Annotated in this window: 12 protein-coding genes; 1 reads left to right on the top strand and 11 read right to left on the bottom strand. The window is 58.9% G+C overall.

What is annotated here, in order from left to right; all coding sequences use genetic code 11:
* Positions 1 to 25: 25 nt before the first annotated feature.
* From N2597_RS22700 to N2597_RS22690, 3 genes are all read right to left on the bottom strand, one after another.
* On the bottom strand, positions 26 to 883 hold the full coding sequence (locus N2597_RS22700; RefSeq protein ID WP_341356249.1) for a sugar phosphate isomerase/epimerase family protein: 858 nt from the start codon (positions 881 to 883) through the stop codon (positions 26 to 28).
* Positions 884 to 894: 11 nt separating this feature from the next.
* Positions 895 to 2,058 carry a Gfo/Idh/MocA family protein gene (locus tag N2597_RS22695; protein WP_341356248.1) on the bottom strand — a complete coding sequence of 388 codons (1,164 nt, stop codon included), beginning with the start codon at positions 2,056 to 2,058 and terminating at the stop codon, positions 895 to 897.
* Between the two features lie 494 nt (positions 2,059 to 2,552).
* The gene (locus N2597_RS22690) at positions 2,553 to 3,620 is read right to left on the bottom strand and encodes a glutamate cyclase domain-containing protein (RefSeq protein WP_183596233.1); all 1,068 of its coding nucleotides are present in this window, start codon (positions 3,618 to 3,620) and stop codon (positions 2,553 to 2,555) included.
* Between the two features lie 553 nt (positions 3,621 to 4,173).
* Between N2597_RS22690 and N2597_RS22685 the strand changes: the two genes are divergently transcribed.
* Positions 4,174 to 5,160 (top strand): LacI family DNA-binding transcriptional regulator, encoded by a 987-nt coding sequence (locus tag N2597_RS22685; RefSeq protein WP_183596231.1) that lies wholly within the window; start codon positions 4,174 to 4,176, stop codon positions 5,158 to 5,160.
* 201 nt (positions 5,161 to 5,361) lie between these two features.
* On the opposite strand, the gene N2597_RS22680 is transcribed toward N2597_RS22685, so the two are convergent.
* The 8 genes from N2597_RS22680 to N2597_RS22645 form a co-directional block, all read right to left on the bottom strand.
* A complete protein-coding gene (locus N2597_RS22680) occupies positions 5,362 to 5,976 on the bottom strand; it encodes an HAD-IA family hydrolase (protein ID WP_183596256.1) in 615 nt (204 codons plus the stop codon).
* 110 nt (positions 5,977 to 6,086) lie between these two features.
* Complete coding sequence (locus tag N2597_RS22675; protein WP_183596229.1) at positions 6,087 to 8,600, bottom strand: methyl-accepting chemotaxis protein; 2,514 nt, start codon at positions 8,598 to 8,600, stop codon at positions 6,087 to 6,089.
* 210 nt (positions 8,601 to 8,810) lie between these two features.
* Positions 8,811 to 9,875, bottom strand: coding sequence for a class II fructose-bisphosphate aldolase (gene fba, locus N2597_RS22670; protein WP_183596227.1), 1,065 nt, complete (start codon positions 9,873 to 9,875; stop codon positions 8,811 to 8,813).
* A 76-nt stretch (positions 9,876 to 9,951) separates the two neighbouring features.
* Positions 9,952 to 11,391: a dihydrolipoyl dehydrogenase gene (gene lpdA / locus N2597_RS22665; RefSeq protein ID WP_183596225.1), complete on the bottom strand. Its 1,440-nt coding sequence runs from the start codon at positions 11,389 to 11,391 to the stop codon at positions 9,952 to 9,954.
* A gap of 77 nt (positions 11,392 to 11,468) precedes the next feature.
* On the bottom strand, positions 11,469 to 12,755 hold the full coding sequence (locus N2597_RS22660) for a dihydrolipoamide acetyltransferase family protein (RefSeq protein WP_183596223.1): 1,287 nt from the start codon (positions 12,753 to 12,755) through the stop codon (positions 11,469 to 11,471).
* A 1-nt stretch (position 12,756) separates the two neighbouring features.
* On the bottom strand, positions 12,757 to 13,755 hold the full coding sequence (locus N2597_RS22655; protein ID WP_183596221.1) for an alpha-ketoacid dehydrogenase subunit beta: 999 nt from the start codon (positions 13,753 to 13,755) through the stop codon (positions 12,757 to 12,759).
* Positions 13,755 to 14,786 carry a thiamine pyrophosphate-dependent dehydrogenase E1 component subunit alpha gene (locus tag N2597_RS22650; RefSeq protein ID WP_183596219.1) on the bottom strand — a complete coding sequence of 344 codons (1,032 nt, stop codon included), beginning with the start codon at positions 14,784 to 14,786 and terminating at the stop codon, positions 13,755 to 13,757. Before N2597_RS22650 ends, N2597_RS22655 begins: the two co-directional genes overlap by 1 nt.
* Complete coding sequence (locus N2597_RS22645) at positions 14,787 to 16,112, bottom strand: NAD(P)H-dependent oxidoreductase (RefSeq protein WP_097608680.1); 1,326 nt, start codon at positions 16,110 to 16,112, stop codon at positions 14,787 to 14,789. It abuts the gene before it with no gap.
* Between the last annotated feature and the right edge of the window lie 73 nt (positions 16,113 to 16,185).

Raw genomic sequence — 16,185 nt, 5'->3', positions numbered from 1 at the left:
GACGGCTAATGTTAACGATTACATCCTACTGCCGACTTTTAGCATTGGCGGCATCGACGATCGGTTTGAGATACTCGAGGCAGACGCGCGCGACCCAGTCGGGTTCGATGCCGCGCTGGTGGAAGCCGCACTCCATCGAGAGGTATCCGTCGAAGCCGGTTTCGGCGAGGGCGTCGATGAGGGCCGGAAAGTCTCCCCTTCCCATGCCCGGCGGCAGGCGGTTGTTGTCGGAGGCGTGGATATGGACGAGGTCCTTGCCCATGGCATAGACGTAGTCGCTCATCACTTCCTTTTGAGTGATGACGTGATGGCTGTCGAACATCAGCCGCACGTTCGGCTCGCCGACATCCTTCATCATGTCGATGGTGTTGTCGCAGGTATTGACGATGTTGCTGTCTTCCGGGGTGGGCTCGATGACGATCTCGACGCCGAAGTCCTGGGCGAAGCGGGCGATTTCGCCGATCGCCTGAGCCGCCCAATCCCATGCCTGGCGGTAGGTGGTGCCGAAGATATACCAGCCCGGCAGGCAGATCAGCCGCTTGCCGCCCCAGTCGGCGGTGAGCTGGACCATGTCCTTGTAATGGTCGATCGCCCAGCGGCGCTCTTCCGCGATCGGCGAGGCGACGTTGTTGCCGGGGCCGCCGCCATGGGCCGGCAGCATGGCGGCCAGTTCGAGCTCGTAGTCCTTCAGCATCCGGCCGAGATCCTTGCGCCGCTGCGGGCTCAGCGTCGGCGGAAAGACATGCGGGCTGGCGGCGCCGATCTCGATGGCGTCATAGCCGATCTTCTTGACGCGGCGGATGGTTTCCTCAAGCGTATAGGCCGGCAGCCATGTCGGGTTGCTGGCATAGGGCCAGGTGTGCATTGCGAGCTTGATCGTCATCGAAGGCTCCCTCAGGCGGCGGATTGCTTGATGGTTTCCCAGGCGCCGTTCTGCCCGGAGACGAGAATGGCTTCGGCGATTCGTTCGATCTGCACGCCGTCGCGGAAGTCGGGTGATGCCGGCTTGTTCTCGGCGATGGCCTGCAGGAAGTTGTACCATTCGATCGACTTGATATCGATGTAGCCCTGTCCCATGCCGGCCACCGGCCACAGCTTGTCGCCGAAGGGCTGGTTCGGGCCGGAATAGATGGTGCGGAAGCCGAAGGCGTCGGCCGGATCGTCGGCAAAGGCGACCCGAAGCTCGTTGAGGCGCTGGTAATCGAAGGCGATCGAGCCGCGGGTACCGTGGATCTCGAAGCCGAGCTGGTTATGATGACCCCAGGAATTGCGGGTCACTTCGATCGTGCCGTGCGCCCCGCCTGCAAACTTGATCATCGTCAGCGCGGTATCGTCGACGTCGACCTTGCCCCTTTCCGAGGAAGCCGCCCCGCTCGGACCGAAGAAGCGTCCGGCCGGCAGCGGGCGCTCCGGGATGAAGGTCTTGACGATGGCGTTCACTTGCTCGAATTCACCGACGAGCAGGCGTGCGGCATCGATCACATGGGTGCCTATATCGCCAAGCGTGCCGGAACCGGCCAGCGCCTTGTTGAAGCGCCAGGAGAGCGGCTTTTCCGGGTCGGCGCCCCAGTCCTGAAGATAGTAGCCGCGGAAGGTCAGGATGTCGCCGATGCGGCCCTCGTCGATCAGGCGCTTGGCCATCTGCAGGGCGGGCGTGTGGCGGTAGTTGTAGGATACCATCGTCACCACGCCGCTCTCGTTGGCGGCCGCCAGCATCGCTTCGGCCTCGGCCACCGTCATCGACATCGGCTTTTCGCACATGATGTGCTTGCCCGCCTTGGCGGCGGCAATGGCAATCTCGGCATGGGTGCTGTTGGGGGTGCAGATGTCGACGATATCGATGTCGGGGCGCGAGACGACCTGGCGCCAGTCGGTTGCGTATTCGGCAAAGCCGTACTGCTTGGCCGCGTTCTGCGCCAGTTCCTCGTCGATATCGACGACCACCTTGCGCTCGATGTCGACGGGGGACCCGAACAGGATCGGCACGACTGCGGTGGCGATCGAATGGGCCTTGCCCATAAAGCCGGTGCCGATGAGCGCAACGTTCAACTTCTTCACTGATAAGCCTCCAATGGCGGGCCGCGCATGCGCCGGTGCCCTGTTCCAGATCCCTGCGAGCCGCGAGGGCTCGATCGCCAATATTGCGATGTTAACGTATACAACATCACAAAAAACCCAATGTCAACGATTACATTTTCGTTGACGGCGGAATTAAGCGGCGTCGTTACCGATCAAAGGAGGGATGATATGGCGGTTGAGAAGTGAGACGCCATGCGTGGCAGACGCATCGACCGCTGCCCGGCCGCCCTTGGCCAAAACGCTCTCAAACCGGCAGTTTCGACAGAGCCTTGCTGCAGGAACGGCTTTGACAAGCAAGGCTCAGATCTTGGCTGGCTGCCAAATGTCGCGGCGTTCAAAAGATTTGTCGCGGTCGGCAATCCGACCGCAACGAGGTCACCGCAAATCAGCAACTCTCAGGCGCCGATGGAGATCTTCGAGACTCTTAGGGCTTCCGCGTCTGCGTGCCATCAGTCGGCGAGCCCTCGCTTCCGTCACTTCAACTGGCGCCAGTCGCCGCTGTCGCCTTTCCATCCGATGACCCGACCGGCCAATCGGTCAAGCGTGTTGCGCAGCGTATCAACAAGCCCTTCCCATTCCCGGGCGGAGATGCCGTCAACAGCCGGCTCCGGCCCCATGAACATCCCGTCAACGCCGCCGAACGAGACGCACTGTTCTATGCATCGGCGTTCCAACGCGCCGTCGTGAAAGACTGACGGTTTCTCCAAAAGTGCGGACAGCGCGGCGATCAACCCGGTTGCTCCCCAGTTTGAGACATTCGATACGATGAGGTGATCCGCCGAGGTTGCCGCAGCAACGCCGCCCCGGCCAGGATGTCCGCTATCCCTGGCCTTGGGCGAAAAAGCCTTGAGATCTTCACCGATCAGCCCCATGCCGAGTTCGTTGCCGCCATCCCCGATGGCAATGAAGGGGATCTTGCGCTTCTTGGCGCTCAGGAAAAACTGGTCGAGATCTGCGACAAGATTGTCGAGCGGACGCCCGCCAAGTCCATGGTAAAGGCCTTTGTCGTTCTGGCCTGGCCGCTCGATCGAGATCACCAGCGAAGGCTTTGTTACCTCGAGAAGCTGATCCGTGATGACCTTGCACCCCGCCGTATCCTTCGGGACGCTGCGAATATAGACTGGCCGGACGAAGTCGACCGATCTGATCCGGCCATCCTCAGGGAACGAAAGCGGCGCAAGGCCGGCACCTCGACATGTCCCCTCCATCATGCCGACCCAATCGTCATCGGTCAGAATAACGGTCTCGACACCAAGCCCGAGGAAGAGTGCGCGCGCGAGGAGCGCTGCGCCGACCGGGCCGTCTGTTTCCGGGACGCCGCCGCCTTCAGGAAATCCCGTCGCAATCACGATCGGGCCGCCATGTTCGCGAACCACATCGACGATCAAATTGGCGGCATCCATGCAGGCGGGGCCAGGCTGATGCGATTGCAGCGCGTTGTAGATCTTGCCTATAAGGCCGACACCCGTCAGATCAAGCGTCATGAAATTTTCGATCGTCTGGGCAATATTCTGGCCCTTGGCGTTTTGCAGATCAAGCATAAGTGGCTCCGGGTTCTAGCGTAAGTGGTCATAGGCGGTGAATTTTTCTGTATGGGTGTTGACGCCGCTCGGTTGCAAATTTTCCCAACGTCGACATTGCAGGTGAAGAAGAGGCTGGCGACGACATCGGCCGTCTGCGGTTCGGTATTCATCGGTAAAAGCCCAGCCTCCTCGGCTCTTTCAGGAATAGTCGATCTCCATCCGCCGGCGACCGCCAGAAGCTTGCCTTGCGGATTTGCCCATCCTGCCACGTGCTCCAATGTTAACGTATACAATGACGGATTTCCGCCAATGTCAACGATTACATTACTGGTTGTTTGTTTTAATGGCCGACGTAGTTTCGACCGCTGGAACTTGGCCAACTGCAATTCTCACGCAGCCGACGTCCCGGCGCTTTGATCAGCCGCCGCTGTTAGGTGAATAAGCGTTAAAATTGCTTGACGACGTGTTGTTGACCATGAAGGGTGCCTTTCGTCGCCGGTCTGGCGACGCCATCTGAGGCCTTCCGCTTCGACGAAGCTGATGCTAGAAATAGACATATGAGTTTTCCGCGATGACCAAGCCGCCTACAGTTAGAGATGTCGCGCGCCTGTCGGGTGTGTCGACGGCAACCGTGTCCCGATACTTTGGCGGAAAAGCCGACGCGGTCGCGCCTCACACGATCGAAAGCGTAAAGAAGGCAGCGGAGATTCTCGGCTATACTCCTTCGGAGATCGGGAGGTCGCTCCGTCTTGCTCGCAGCAGCGTAGTGGTGATGCTCGTGCCGGATGCATCGAACCACTTTACCGCCGACGTTGCCGCATCTTTGGAAAATGCTTTGAAGTCGTCGGGTCTTTCCATGGTCCTGGCGAATGCGGCCGAAAATGCAGAGCAGCAGGATCGTCTGCTCGCTGATGCGCAGGGACTGCGCGCGCAAGCCATCGTTTTACAAGGCGCGATTGATACACCGCGGTTGCGCGAACTGTGCTCCCGGCAAAAGAACATAATCTTCGTAAATCGGCGGCCGGCCGAGGGAATCGTCGCGCCATATGTGGGCGTCGACAATTTTGCTGCAGGTATGGCAGTCGGCCAATATTTTGCGGAGCGCGGTTATATGAACTGCGTAGCGATCCACGGTCCGAAAAGCTACTCGGGAAGCAGCGAGCGGCTTGATGGTTTCATAGCCGGTCTGGGCGATCACGGTCCGGTCAAGAAGGTCGAGGCTGCCTATACCATGGAGGCCGGCTACGAGCAGGGGCTTAAATTGCTTTCGAAAAGCAAAAGGCGCCTCTCCATCTTTTGCGGCAACGACATGATCGCCTATGGTGTCCATCGCGCAGCGATTGAACTGGGGCTTAAAATTCCCGAAGATGTCATCATGATGGGTTTCGATGACAACCGCCTAAACGACTGGCTGGCTCCCTGGCTGTCAACGGTGACAGTTCCCGCATTTGATTACGGGCCTGCGATAGCCCGGTTGATTGAGGCTTCTCGGGAGGAGTCCGAGGATGCTGCGAAAATCATATTGCCGTTTAAGATCAAGATCAGGCAGTCCGCATAGGATCCGCGGATCCGAGACGGTCATCTGTCAGCTTCTAGATAACACCCTGCCTTTTGCCTCTGTGGAAAATTCGAGGCGGGCGATCAAGAACACTTTGACGAGCCGCTCCAGAGCCTGACGAGTACACCGCACCCATTGGCGCGCTTTTCGGTAATCCCGCCATGAAGACCGGCGCGCTGCCGCCAGCGCCCCGAAACATGGCTAGACCGCTTTGATTGACAGCAGCCCGTCTGCAGACACCACCGGCACGAGATCTGTATAATCATTTATTGATGGGTAGATAGGACGATCGAATTTGTGCCCGGCCGCTGTGACGACCACTACGTCTGCGCCTGCCGCTTGCCCGGCTTTCACGCCCGCCTCAACATCTTCAAAAACAAGACAATTCGCAGCCGGAACTCCGAGCCGATTTGCCGCGAGAAGGAAACATTGAGGGTCCGGCTTACCCACCGCGACATCTTCCCCGGTCACGATAACGCGTGGTGTGCTTAGCCCTGCGGCTTCAAGTCGCCTCTGAGCGAGCTTCTTTGACGCAGATGTGACGATCGCCCACCGATCAGTGGGAAGAGCAGCTAAGAACTCCGCGGCTCCAGCAATCGCGACAACCCCATAAACGTCGTTGATCTCCGCATTTGTGATCTTTTCCGCTTCGATCTCCGGGTCCACGCCGGGAAGCTCCAGCCGCCGAATTGTGTCGATCGCCCTTTGCCCGTGAATTGTTGGCAGAAACGCGATGGGATCCAGCCCATGGCGTTGCGCCCACGTCCCCCAAACTCGCTCGGCAGCGGCTATGGAAGTCAGAAGAGTCCCGTCCATATCGAAAAGAAAGGCCGAGAACTGCTTGTTTGGATCGAGCTTCAACGGGAATATCCTTATTGGCTGCGCTGAGAGGTGGGCTGAATCGCCATGGGTAGCTGACCCCAAGGCTAGGCTGCCCTCTCGGCGTGGACTAATGGCGGTTCATTAAGTGCAAATGATCCGACCAGTTGAACGAGGTCGTCTACTTGCTCGGCAAGCCGGCGAGTGGCCGCACCAGCCTCCTCGGCCATTGCGGCGTTCAGCTGGGTCACTCTTTCCATGGTGCCTACGGCCTGGTTTACCTCATTGAGGCTCTTTGCTTGGCTTTGGCTCGAGAGTGCTAGCTGCCCAACATCCCGGGAAACCTCGCCAATCTTTAGCGCAATATCATCGAGGGCATGGCCGGCTTGTTCGACAAAGTCCACACCTGCGTCGACTTCGGTCGTCGAATGATGGATAAGGGCTCCGATTTCTTTCGCCGCCGAAGCGGCGCGTTGGGCAAGTTCTCTGACTTCATGCGCGACGACAGCAAATCCTTTCCCTGCTTCTCCAGCTCGGGCGGCCTCAACGCCAGCGTTTAGCGCGAGAAGATTTGTCTGGAATGCTATTCCGTCGATCACCGTGACGATACTTGTTATGCGATCCGATGCTTCCTTGATCCGAGACATCGCAGCGATAGCGCTTTCGACGATGACAAGTGAGCCATCGGCTTCGAGCTTGACGCGCTGTACGATGTCAGCCGCGCTCGTTGCACGTTTAGAGGCCTCCGCTACGGTGATGGTGATCGCTTCGATCGCCGCCGCGGTCTGTTCAATCGAGGCTGCCTGCTGTTCATTTCTGCGAGAAAGCTCTTCCGACGCATCCGCGAGGAGCCGGCCATTGGTGTGAATTTCGGCTGACGTTGCACGGACGTCCAGCATGGTCGAGCTTAGGTCGCTGATGGTGCTGTTAAAGTCTCGCCTGAGGATATCCAGATCCCCAGCAAATGGGACCTCGATGGTGTTCCGCAGATCTCTAGTCGCCAGATTTCTAAGTCCGTCCGCAAGTGACGTTACTGCCAGTTCGATGTTTTTCTGCGTAGAAGCTCGTTCACGATCGTTCATCTCCCGCTCCGATTCCGCCAGTCGATGGAGTTCTTCCGTGCGCGCCTGGATGGCAATCTTCTGAACGGCGTTTTCCTTAAAGACCGCAAGTGCACGCGCCATCTCGCCGATCTCATCCTTTCGTCGGTCGCCATCGATCGCAATGTCCAACGAACCGCCTGCCAAACGTCGCATGATTTCGGTGATTGAGCCGATTGGCCGCTTGAGCGTGACGACCAAGGCAGCGCCCGATGCTATGGCGACGAGAAATCCAATCGCCATCGATGTCAGAGACACCGAGTTCGTCAACGACCGCTCGGTCGAAGCCATCTTCCGCTGAGCGTCCGCAAATGCGTCCATCAGTCCCCAGATCTCGTTGATCTTGTCAGTTGCGCGGCGGTATTGCTCCTCGGCATGCCCCCGATTGGCCTCCAGTCCGGTTGCGCTTTCGCGCAATTTGTCGGCGATTTCCTCTACCGTTGCCGGGACGTCGCCGAAGTAAGAATCGATCGGCGCCAATTCCCTCAGCAAGCGTATCTCGCCCGCATAGACAAAAAGGGTTCGCTCGACTGCCTTGACGTTATCCGCCGTCGGTTCACCCAAAAGGCTGGCGAAGGCGATTTTTACGTCGCTGCCGTTGCTCACAATCGATCGAAGCTTTTTCGTCACCTTGTCGGCGTCGACAGAGCCACCGCTCGAACCATTCAGATCGGCAGCGGCTTGCTCAACGGCCGCCGCGCTCTGCACCCGCAACCTTTCCGACAAACCAGCGAGGTCGTTGGCCAATTCCGCGGGCTGGCCCTCCGGTTCCTGGCTTCCACTTTGGTTCAGAAATGCCAAAATCCTGTTTGCGATGCGGGACCCGTCTCGCACACCCAATGAAGTGAGGAGACGGTCAGATTTCGAAAGTTTGTGTGCGAGGCCTTCCAACGATGCTCGCATCGCTGTTCCTTCGCGTCGCAGGGACTGGCCATCAACCGACCGTAGTTGAGCTCCGAGATTTTCGCAGCCGCTGAGTATGGATTGAAGTGCCAACGTCTCGGAAAGCCTCGATTTCCGCTTGTTATCAAGCTGAGCAGCCTGGGCGACGATCTTGAATGCGTGCTTGCCAAGTTCCATTTGCACGGAGTTCAGCGCGTCGAGCTGCGCGGCAATGTTGTTCGTCAGCTGCGAACGGTCCTGTCGAAGTTTCCATATCTCGTTAATGTGGCTCAGGATCGTGCCGGTTGCGTGCTGCGCTTTGCGTAATTCAGCAGCAGCCTGGGCGTCCGGAATCACTTCGATCATGCGGTCGAGTGCGCTGATCTGTGTTGCAGTTATGTCGGAGGCTTGCTTGAATGTCGCCTCATCGGGCTCGCGAAGGAACGTCGTAATGCCGGCATAAACCGCCTTGAATCCTGAAAGTAGCCGGACCACGCCATTCGATGTGCTGAGGCGCGCTTCTAGGACACCTGTTGCGTAGAGTCCTGTGGCGCCGACAGCGACGATCGTCAGCAATAGCGGCAGAACCAGTACAATAACCTTGGTCTGAATCCTGAACCGCGCAAGAATCCTGTCCATTTTGCCCCTCCCAAAAGCACTCGCTGCTCCGAATTGAGACAGGATGACACGGACTGATTAAGTTTACGTTTCGGTATTACAAACGGCGCTGACGGCGTCAAAATGTTCATCTCATCGAGCGCAGAATGTGAGCCGTGGGATCTCCGGTAGACAGTTGGTACCTGGTCGGAACATAAGTTCCGACGGTTTCGGTGCTCGATGTGCTGATTATCACGAGAAACACGGATCGAGCTCGCCGGACGCATAGCGCTTTGCCATCACAGAAGCAGGAAGGGGCATAATCCGCTCCGCCATGCCGCCAGTGCCGAACTGTTCGAAGCGCTCCTTGCAAAGCTTTGTGAGCGCGGCCATTGCCGGCTTCAAATATTTGCGCGGATCGAATTCGCTCGGATCTTCCTGCAAGACCCGGCGGATCTGCCCTGTCATCGCCATACGGCCGTCTGTGTCGATGTTGATCTTGCGCACGCCGTTCTTGATACCGCGCTGGATCTCTTCGACCGGCACGCCCCAGGTGGGCTTCATCCGGCCGCCGTATTTGTTGATGATCTCCTGCAACTCGACGGGCACCGACGACGACCCGTGCATGACGAGATGCGTGTTCGGCAGCTTGCGGTGGATTTCCTCGATGACATTCATCGCCAGCACCGATCCGTCGGGCTTACGTGTGAACTTGTAGGCGCCGTGCGAGGTTCCCATTGCGATCGCCAGTGCATCGACGCCAGTTTCACGCACGAATCTCACCGCCTCGTCCGGGTTGGTCAGCAGCTGGTCATGCGACAGTTTGCCTTCCGCGCCGTGCCCATCCTCGGCCTCTCCCATGCCGGTTTCGAGCGAACCGAGCACACCGAGCTCACCTTCGACCGAGATGCCGCCGAGATGGGCCATTTCGGTCACTCTCTTGGTCACGCCGACATTATAATCCCAGTCGGCAGGTGTCTTCGCGTCCGCTTTCAGCGAGCCGTCCATCATGACCGAGGTGAAGCCAGCCTGTATGGCCGTCATACAGCTGGCCGGATCGTTGCCGTGGTCCAGATGCACGCAAACGGGAATGTGCGGGTAAATTTCGACGACGGCGTCCATCATATGCTTCAGCATGATGTCGTTGGCGTAAGCGCGCGCGCCGCGTGATGCCTGTATGATGACGGGCGCGCGGGTCGCATCTGCGGCTTCCATGATGGCCAGCGCCTGTTCCATATTGTTGATGTTGAAGGCGGGAACGCCGTAGCCCTCCTCCGCTGCATGATCCAGCAACTGCCTGAGCGTAATGCGTGCCATCTGAAATTCCTCCTCTAGCTGAAAAGCGCCGGCTGCGTGTCTGACGCATCATCATGCGGCGTTTTATGGTCGCGCCTCAAGCGTTCAGCACGCGGCCATAGGCATCCAGCACCGCTTCCTTCATCGTTTCGGAGACGGTCGGATGCGGGAAGATCGTGTGCATCAGCTCTTCCTCTGTCGTCTCGAGGTTCATCGCGACGACGAAGCCCTGGATGAGTTCGGTGACTTCGGCGCCGACCATGTGGGCGCCGAGCAGTTCGCCGGTCTTCTTGTCGAAGATCACCTTCACCATGCCCTGGTCTTCGCCGAGCGCGATCGCCTTGCCGTTGGCGGCAAAGGAGAAGCGGCCGACGCGGATGTCGCGGCCGAGCTCCTTGGCCTTGGCTTCGGTGAGGCCGACAGAGGCGACCTGCGGATTGCAATAGGTGCAGCCGGGGACCTTGCCCTTGTCTGTGGGATGAACGTTCGGCAGGCCGGCGATCTTTTCGACGCAGACGACGCCCTCATGTTCGGCCTTGTGCGCCAGCATCGGCGGGCCGGCGACGTCGCCGATGGCATAGATGCCGGCGATATTGGTCTTGCCGTAACCGTCGGCGACGACGCAGCCGCGATCGGTCTTGATGCCGAGCGTTTCCAGGCCGAGGTTTTCGATGTTGCCCTGAACGCCGACAGCCGAGATCATCCGGTCGGCGGTGATCTGCTGCACCTTACCATCTGAAGTCTCGACATGGGCAGTGATGCTGCCCGCCCCCTTCTCGACCTTGGTGACCTTGGCGCTGGCGAAGATCTTCAGGCCGCGCTTTTCCAGCTGCTTGCGGGCGATGGCGGTGATTTCGGCATCCTCGACCGGCATGATCGTCGGCATGACTTCAACAACCGTCACATCGACGCCCATCGAGCGGTAGAAGCTGGCGAATTCGATGCCGATCGCGCCCGAGCCCATGACGATCAGCGACTTCGGCAGTGCATCCGGCTTCAGCGCCTCGAAATAGGTCCAGATCAGCTTGCCGTCCGGCTCGATGCCGGGCAGTGCCCGCGGGCGGGCGCCGGTGGCGATGATGATGTGCTTGGCGGTATAGGTGCCCTCGCCCTTGACGTTCTTCGGCAGCGGGTGCTGCGGCTCGACCACGGGCTTTGACGACTTGCCGACGACGATCTCGCCGGGCTTCGTCAGCTTTGCCTCACCCCAGATGATGTCGATCTTGTTCTTCTTCATCAGGAATCCGACACCGGCATTGAGGCGGGCGGAAACGGCGCGCGAGCGGCCGACGACGGCCTTGGCGTCCGGCTTGACCGAGCCTTCGAGAATGAGACCGAAATCCTTGAAGTGGTTGGCGTGATCCAGCACCTCGGCCGAACGCAGCAGCGCCTTTGTGGGTATGCAGCCCCAGTTCAGGCAGATGCCGCCCATATGCTCACGCTCGACGATTGCGGTCTTCAGACCGAGCTGGGCCGCGCGGATGGCGGCGACATAGCCTCCGGGACCGGAGCCGATGATGATGACGTCGTAGGACATCTGTTTTCCTTGAAAAGGTGGGGGATCCGTCACGAGGCCTTCGCCTCGTGACAAGATCCCCCGAGGCTGGGAGGAAGCTAGATCAGCATGCTCATCGGATTTTCGATGAACGCCTGGAACTTTCCGAGGAGCTGTGCGCCGAGTGCACCGTCTACCGCACGATGATCGGTCGACAACGTTACAGTCATGACTGTCGCGCTCGACAAATCGCCTTGAGCGTTGACGACAGGCCTTCTCTCCCCAGAACCAACGGCCAGGATTGTTGAATGGGGAGGATTGATGATCGCGGCGAATTCCCTCACCCCGAACATACCGAGGTTCGATATTGCTCCGGTGCCGCCCTGGTACTCGGCCGGCTTCAATTTTCCCGATCGGGCGCGTGTAGCCAAATCCTTCATCTCATTCGAGATCGTGGATAGCGTCTTCGATTCCGCATGCCGGATGATTGGCGTGATCAGACCACCCGCCACGGAAACGGCAACCCCTACATCGACGAAATGATGACGCAAGAGGCTCTCTTCCGTCCAGGACACGTTCGCGTCGGGTGTTGATCCAAGGGCCAGCGCGTAGGCCTTGATGACCATGTCATTGACCGACAACTTGAATTGCGGCGCGCCATCTGCCATCGGCGCCGACGCGTTGAGCTCGGCTCGCAGCTTGAGCAGACCATCAAGGCGGCAATCGACCGACAGGTAGAAATGAGGAATGGTGGTCTTCGCTTCGAGCAGTCGCCGGGCGATCGTTCTCCTCATGGGCGTATGAGGCTGCAAATCGAATGTGCCTTCGGCAAACAGCGCCAAGGACCCATCGGATGAAGCTTTCTGCCCAATATTCTGCGTACTAGTGGGCGAGGGCGGGGCAGGCGGCGCTTCGGCCACCCGAGCCTTCGAAACATCAGCGCTCAGGATCCTTCCGTGCGGACCGGTCCCGGCCACCGATCCCAGATCGATGTCGTTTTCCCGCGCCAAGCGCCTTGCCAAGGGCGTAGCCCGAAGCGAGCTTCCGGCACCCGTCGATGTATTATGATTTGGTGCGCTGACTGAGCCGAGACCGGTCGCATTCGAAGCCCCCGTCTCTGCGGGAAGGGCCGACGCAGACGGCGTAAGCGCGGCCTGATATTCCTCGCCTTCTTCGTAGATCCAAGCTACTGCCGAGCCGACGGCGATATCGACGCCTTCTTCGCCGTTGACGTTGCGAAGAATGCCCGCAGCGGGGGAGTCTATTTCCATTGCCGCTTTATCGGTTTCGATTTCGAACAGCACGTCGCCCTTCCCGACGCGGTCACCTTCCTTGAAGAACCACTTCGAGATCTTGCCGGTCGCCATATCCATGTCGACCTTGGGGAGGATGATTTCCGTCGCCATGCTATCGCACTCCCCTCACAAGATCCCGCGCTGCATTGAAAATGTCGGGGACTTGCGGAACGGCAGCCTTCTCAAGCTCCGGATTGTACGGAATTGGCGTTTCGGAGCCGCCAAGGCGGACAATCGGTGCATCGAGATAATCGAATGCGTCGCTTTCAGCGATCATCGCACTTATTTCTGCACCGACTCCCAGCGTTTTGACGCCCTCATATACGCAGAGCAGCCTTGTCGTCTTTTTCACACTTGCGATCACGGTTGCTCTATCGATCGGACGCACCGAACGGAGATCGACCACTTCGACGTCGATCCCCTCCGCAGCCAGCTGTTCGGCCGCATCGAGCGCCTTATGAACCATGATCGACGTTGCGACGATGCTAAGATCTTTACCCTGTCGGCGGATCTCTGCCTTATCGAGAGGAACCGTGTAGTGGCCTTCCGGAACCGGTCCCTTCATCTTGTAGAGGAGCTTGTGTTCAAAGATCATCACCGGGTCGGGATCGGCGACCGCGGCGAGCAGCATGCCCTTAACATCATGTGGAGTTGCCGGCTGAATAACCTTCAAACCCGGGACATGTCCCAGCCATGCCTCCAGGCTCTGGCTATGCTGAGCGGCCGCCCCGGTCCCGGAGCCGGCTGGAAAGCGCATGACAACCGGCACGGAGACTTCGCCGCCGAGCATGTAGCGCATTTTGGCGGCCTGATTGACGATCTGCTCCATCGCCAAAGCGGCGAAGTCTGAGAACTGAAATTCGAATATCGGTCTCAATCCGGTCATTGCGGCACCGACCGCGACGCCTGCGCCGCCAAGTTCGGAAATCGGTGTGTCCATCACGCGATCCGGTCCGAACCTGTCGATGAGATCGCCGGTGACCTGAAAAGCGCCGCCGTAGACACCGATGTCTTCACCCATCAGGATGACGCGTTCGTCCGCTTCCATCGCGATCGCCATGGCTTCCTGGATTGCTTGGGAGTAGCTGAGCTCTCGAACCGTGGTATCCATTATGCTTGCTCCGTGTAGACGTTATCGGCCAAACCGGAAATCTCGGGCATCGGGCTTTGTTTTGCGAATTCAATCCCGGCGGCGATTTCGTCCTCGACGGACTTGCGGATTGCCGCGATTTCAGTGTCGTTCGCGACACCGAACTCCCGGAGCTCTGCTTCGAACCGAGCAATTGGATCGCGGTTGCTCATCCAGTCCTCGATCTCGTCTTTCGTGCGGTAGCGATTTCGGTCGCTTTTCGAATGACCTCGGTAACGATAGGTTTTGCACTCGATGAGGGATGGTCCCTCCCCGCGCTTCGCACGCTCGACGGCGTTGTGAGTGGCTTCTGCCACTTCGGAGAGCACGTTGCCGTCGACGATGACGCCGGGCATGCTGTAAGCGCTGGCGCGGTCTGCGATATTGGCAACCGCCGTCGATCGCGCGGTCGATGTCGACATGCCGTAGCCATTGTTTTCGCAGACGAAGATAACGGGCAATTTCCAAACGGCAGCCATGTTCAGCGCCTCGTGGAACGCTCCTTCGTTGTTTGCGCCGTCACCAAAGAAGCAGACGACCACTTTTCCGGTCTTCAGGCGCTTCGATGTCAGCGCGGCACCAACGGCGATTGGCAGGCCGCCCCCGACGATACCATTCGCGCCGAGGTTGCCGGTCGTAACGTCCGCAATATGCATGGAACCGCCGCGGCCGGCACAATAGCCGGTCGTCTTGCCAAAGAACTCAGCGAACATGCGTTTGACATCCGCGCCCTTGGCGATGCAGTGACCGTGGCCTCGATGGGTCGAGGTGATCTGATCCTCTTGCGTCAGCGGGAGGCAAACGCCCATAGCGCTGGCTTCCTGACCAATCGACAGATGCATCGTCCCATGGATGAGACCACGTGTGTAACTTTCCTCAGCGCCTTCTTCGAACCGGCGGATGAGGTGCATCTTCCGAAGAGCATCCAGCAGCTGGTCACGTGTATATTGTCGGTAGATGAAGGGCAGATTGCTGGTCTCGGCACTCTTCATCGCTCTTGCTGAGTTCGCCATTTACGCCTCCCTGCCGTAAACGAGAGCGTCTTGCCGGGCACGCAAGACGGCTAGACGAGAGCCTTCCGCGACCGATGCGTTGCTGTAGGTAATCAGTTCACCCTTCTTGATCGGCGCGGTCACCTTGCCTCCCTGCAGCATTCCGCATGGAATGGCAGAGGCGCTGCGCGCTTCCGGCGCGGTCATGATCCAGGCGCGGTAGCAGTACTCGCCGATTGCATCGAGCTTGTCGCCAGGCTGGAGATCCTTCTTGGCCACGGCACATACCTCAGCCACAGGCGTAGACAGAGGGACCATGTCCGGCTTTCCGTATAGAACGACACGGGCACAGGTGAGCGGCACTTCCAATGAGGTCAGATGATACGGCCGATGAAAGGTGAAATACGGCCCCTTCCCCATCTTCAGATCTTCCATGCGCTCCGAGATCCGCGGATGCGACATGTCGGCAACGACGAAGACACCAGGGGCGACACCCTTTCCGATCGAATAGTCGACAACACCTGCCTTCGTCAGTACTCCGCCGTCTTTTTCGGGCACGAGAACCTTTGATAGTTCGTCAAGCGTGGCCGCCGGGCCGTGCATGCCGGGTTTATCCGGCACCAGACCTGTTGCGTTTGCGATGGCGGCCATTTCCACCATCGTTTTCGAGCCGTCGACGAATTCGACAAGCATGCGAACGTTCATGTTCCGGCGCGCCGCTTCTTCAGCGTATTGGTCCGGCACCGCATCAATGTTCAATGGGTTGTTCTTGCCCTTGCCTGCCGCTACGATCGGATGACCCATCGCCGAAACAAACTCGATCAATTCGATGCAAGACGATGGCTCGTCTCCCGCTCCGAGCGAATAGGTAACGCCAAGCCGCTCAGCCTCACTTTTGAGATAGGCGCCGATGGTAACGTCGGCTTCGACGTTCATCATCACGAGGTGCTTGCCGTGCTCCATGGCTGCAAGGCCGATTTCCGCACCGACGGCAGGCACGCCGGTGGCATCGACGACGACGTCGATCAAGCCGCTGTTCAGAATATTGGCGGAGTCGGCTGTGATGGCGATCTTGCCCGACTCGATCGCATTGTTGAGTTGGTCAGTACTGGCGGCTTCGCGATGATGACCGTCTTCCCGGTAAGCAATATCAACGGCTTCGCGGGCACGAGTGACGTTGAGATCGCAGATTGCCCCGATCTCGATACCCTGCATATGGGCGACACGGGTCACGATATCGGTGCCCATCTCCCCGCTTCCAATCAGTCCAATGCGAATAGGCTTTCCCTCGGTCTCTCGACGCATGAGATCGCGTGCAAGCCCGGTTGGCGCAACGTTAATGGGCATTCCATTCCTCCCGAATTCATCCGAGCCAGATTGGTAATGTACATTTGTTATTCAGTCAATCAATATGTTCTCA

The sequence above is a fragment of the Rhizobium sophoriradicis genome (genome assembly GCF_025200795.1).
GTDB lineage: Bacteria > Pseudomonadota > Alphaproteobacteria > Rhizobiales > Rhizobiaceae > Rhizobium > Rhizobium sophoriradicis.
The sequence above is the reverse complement of the archived record's forward strand: the minus strand, read 5'-3'. Positions and strand labels throughout refer to the sequence as shown.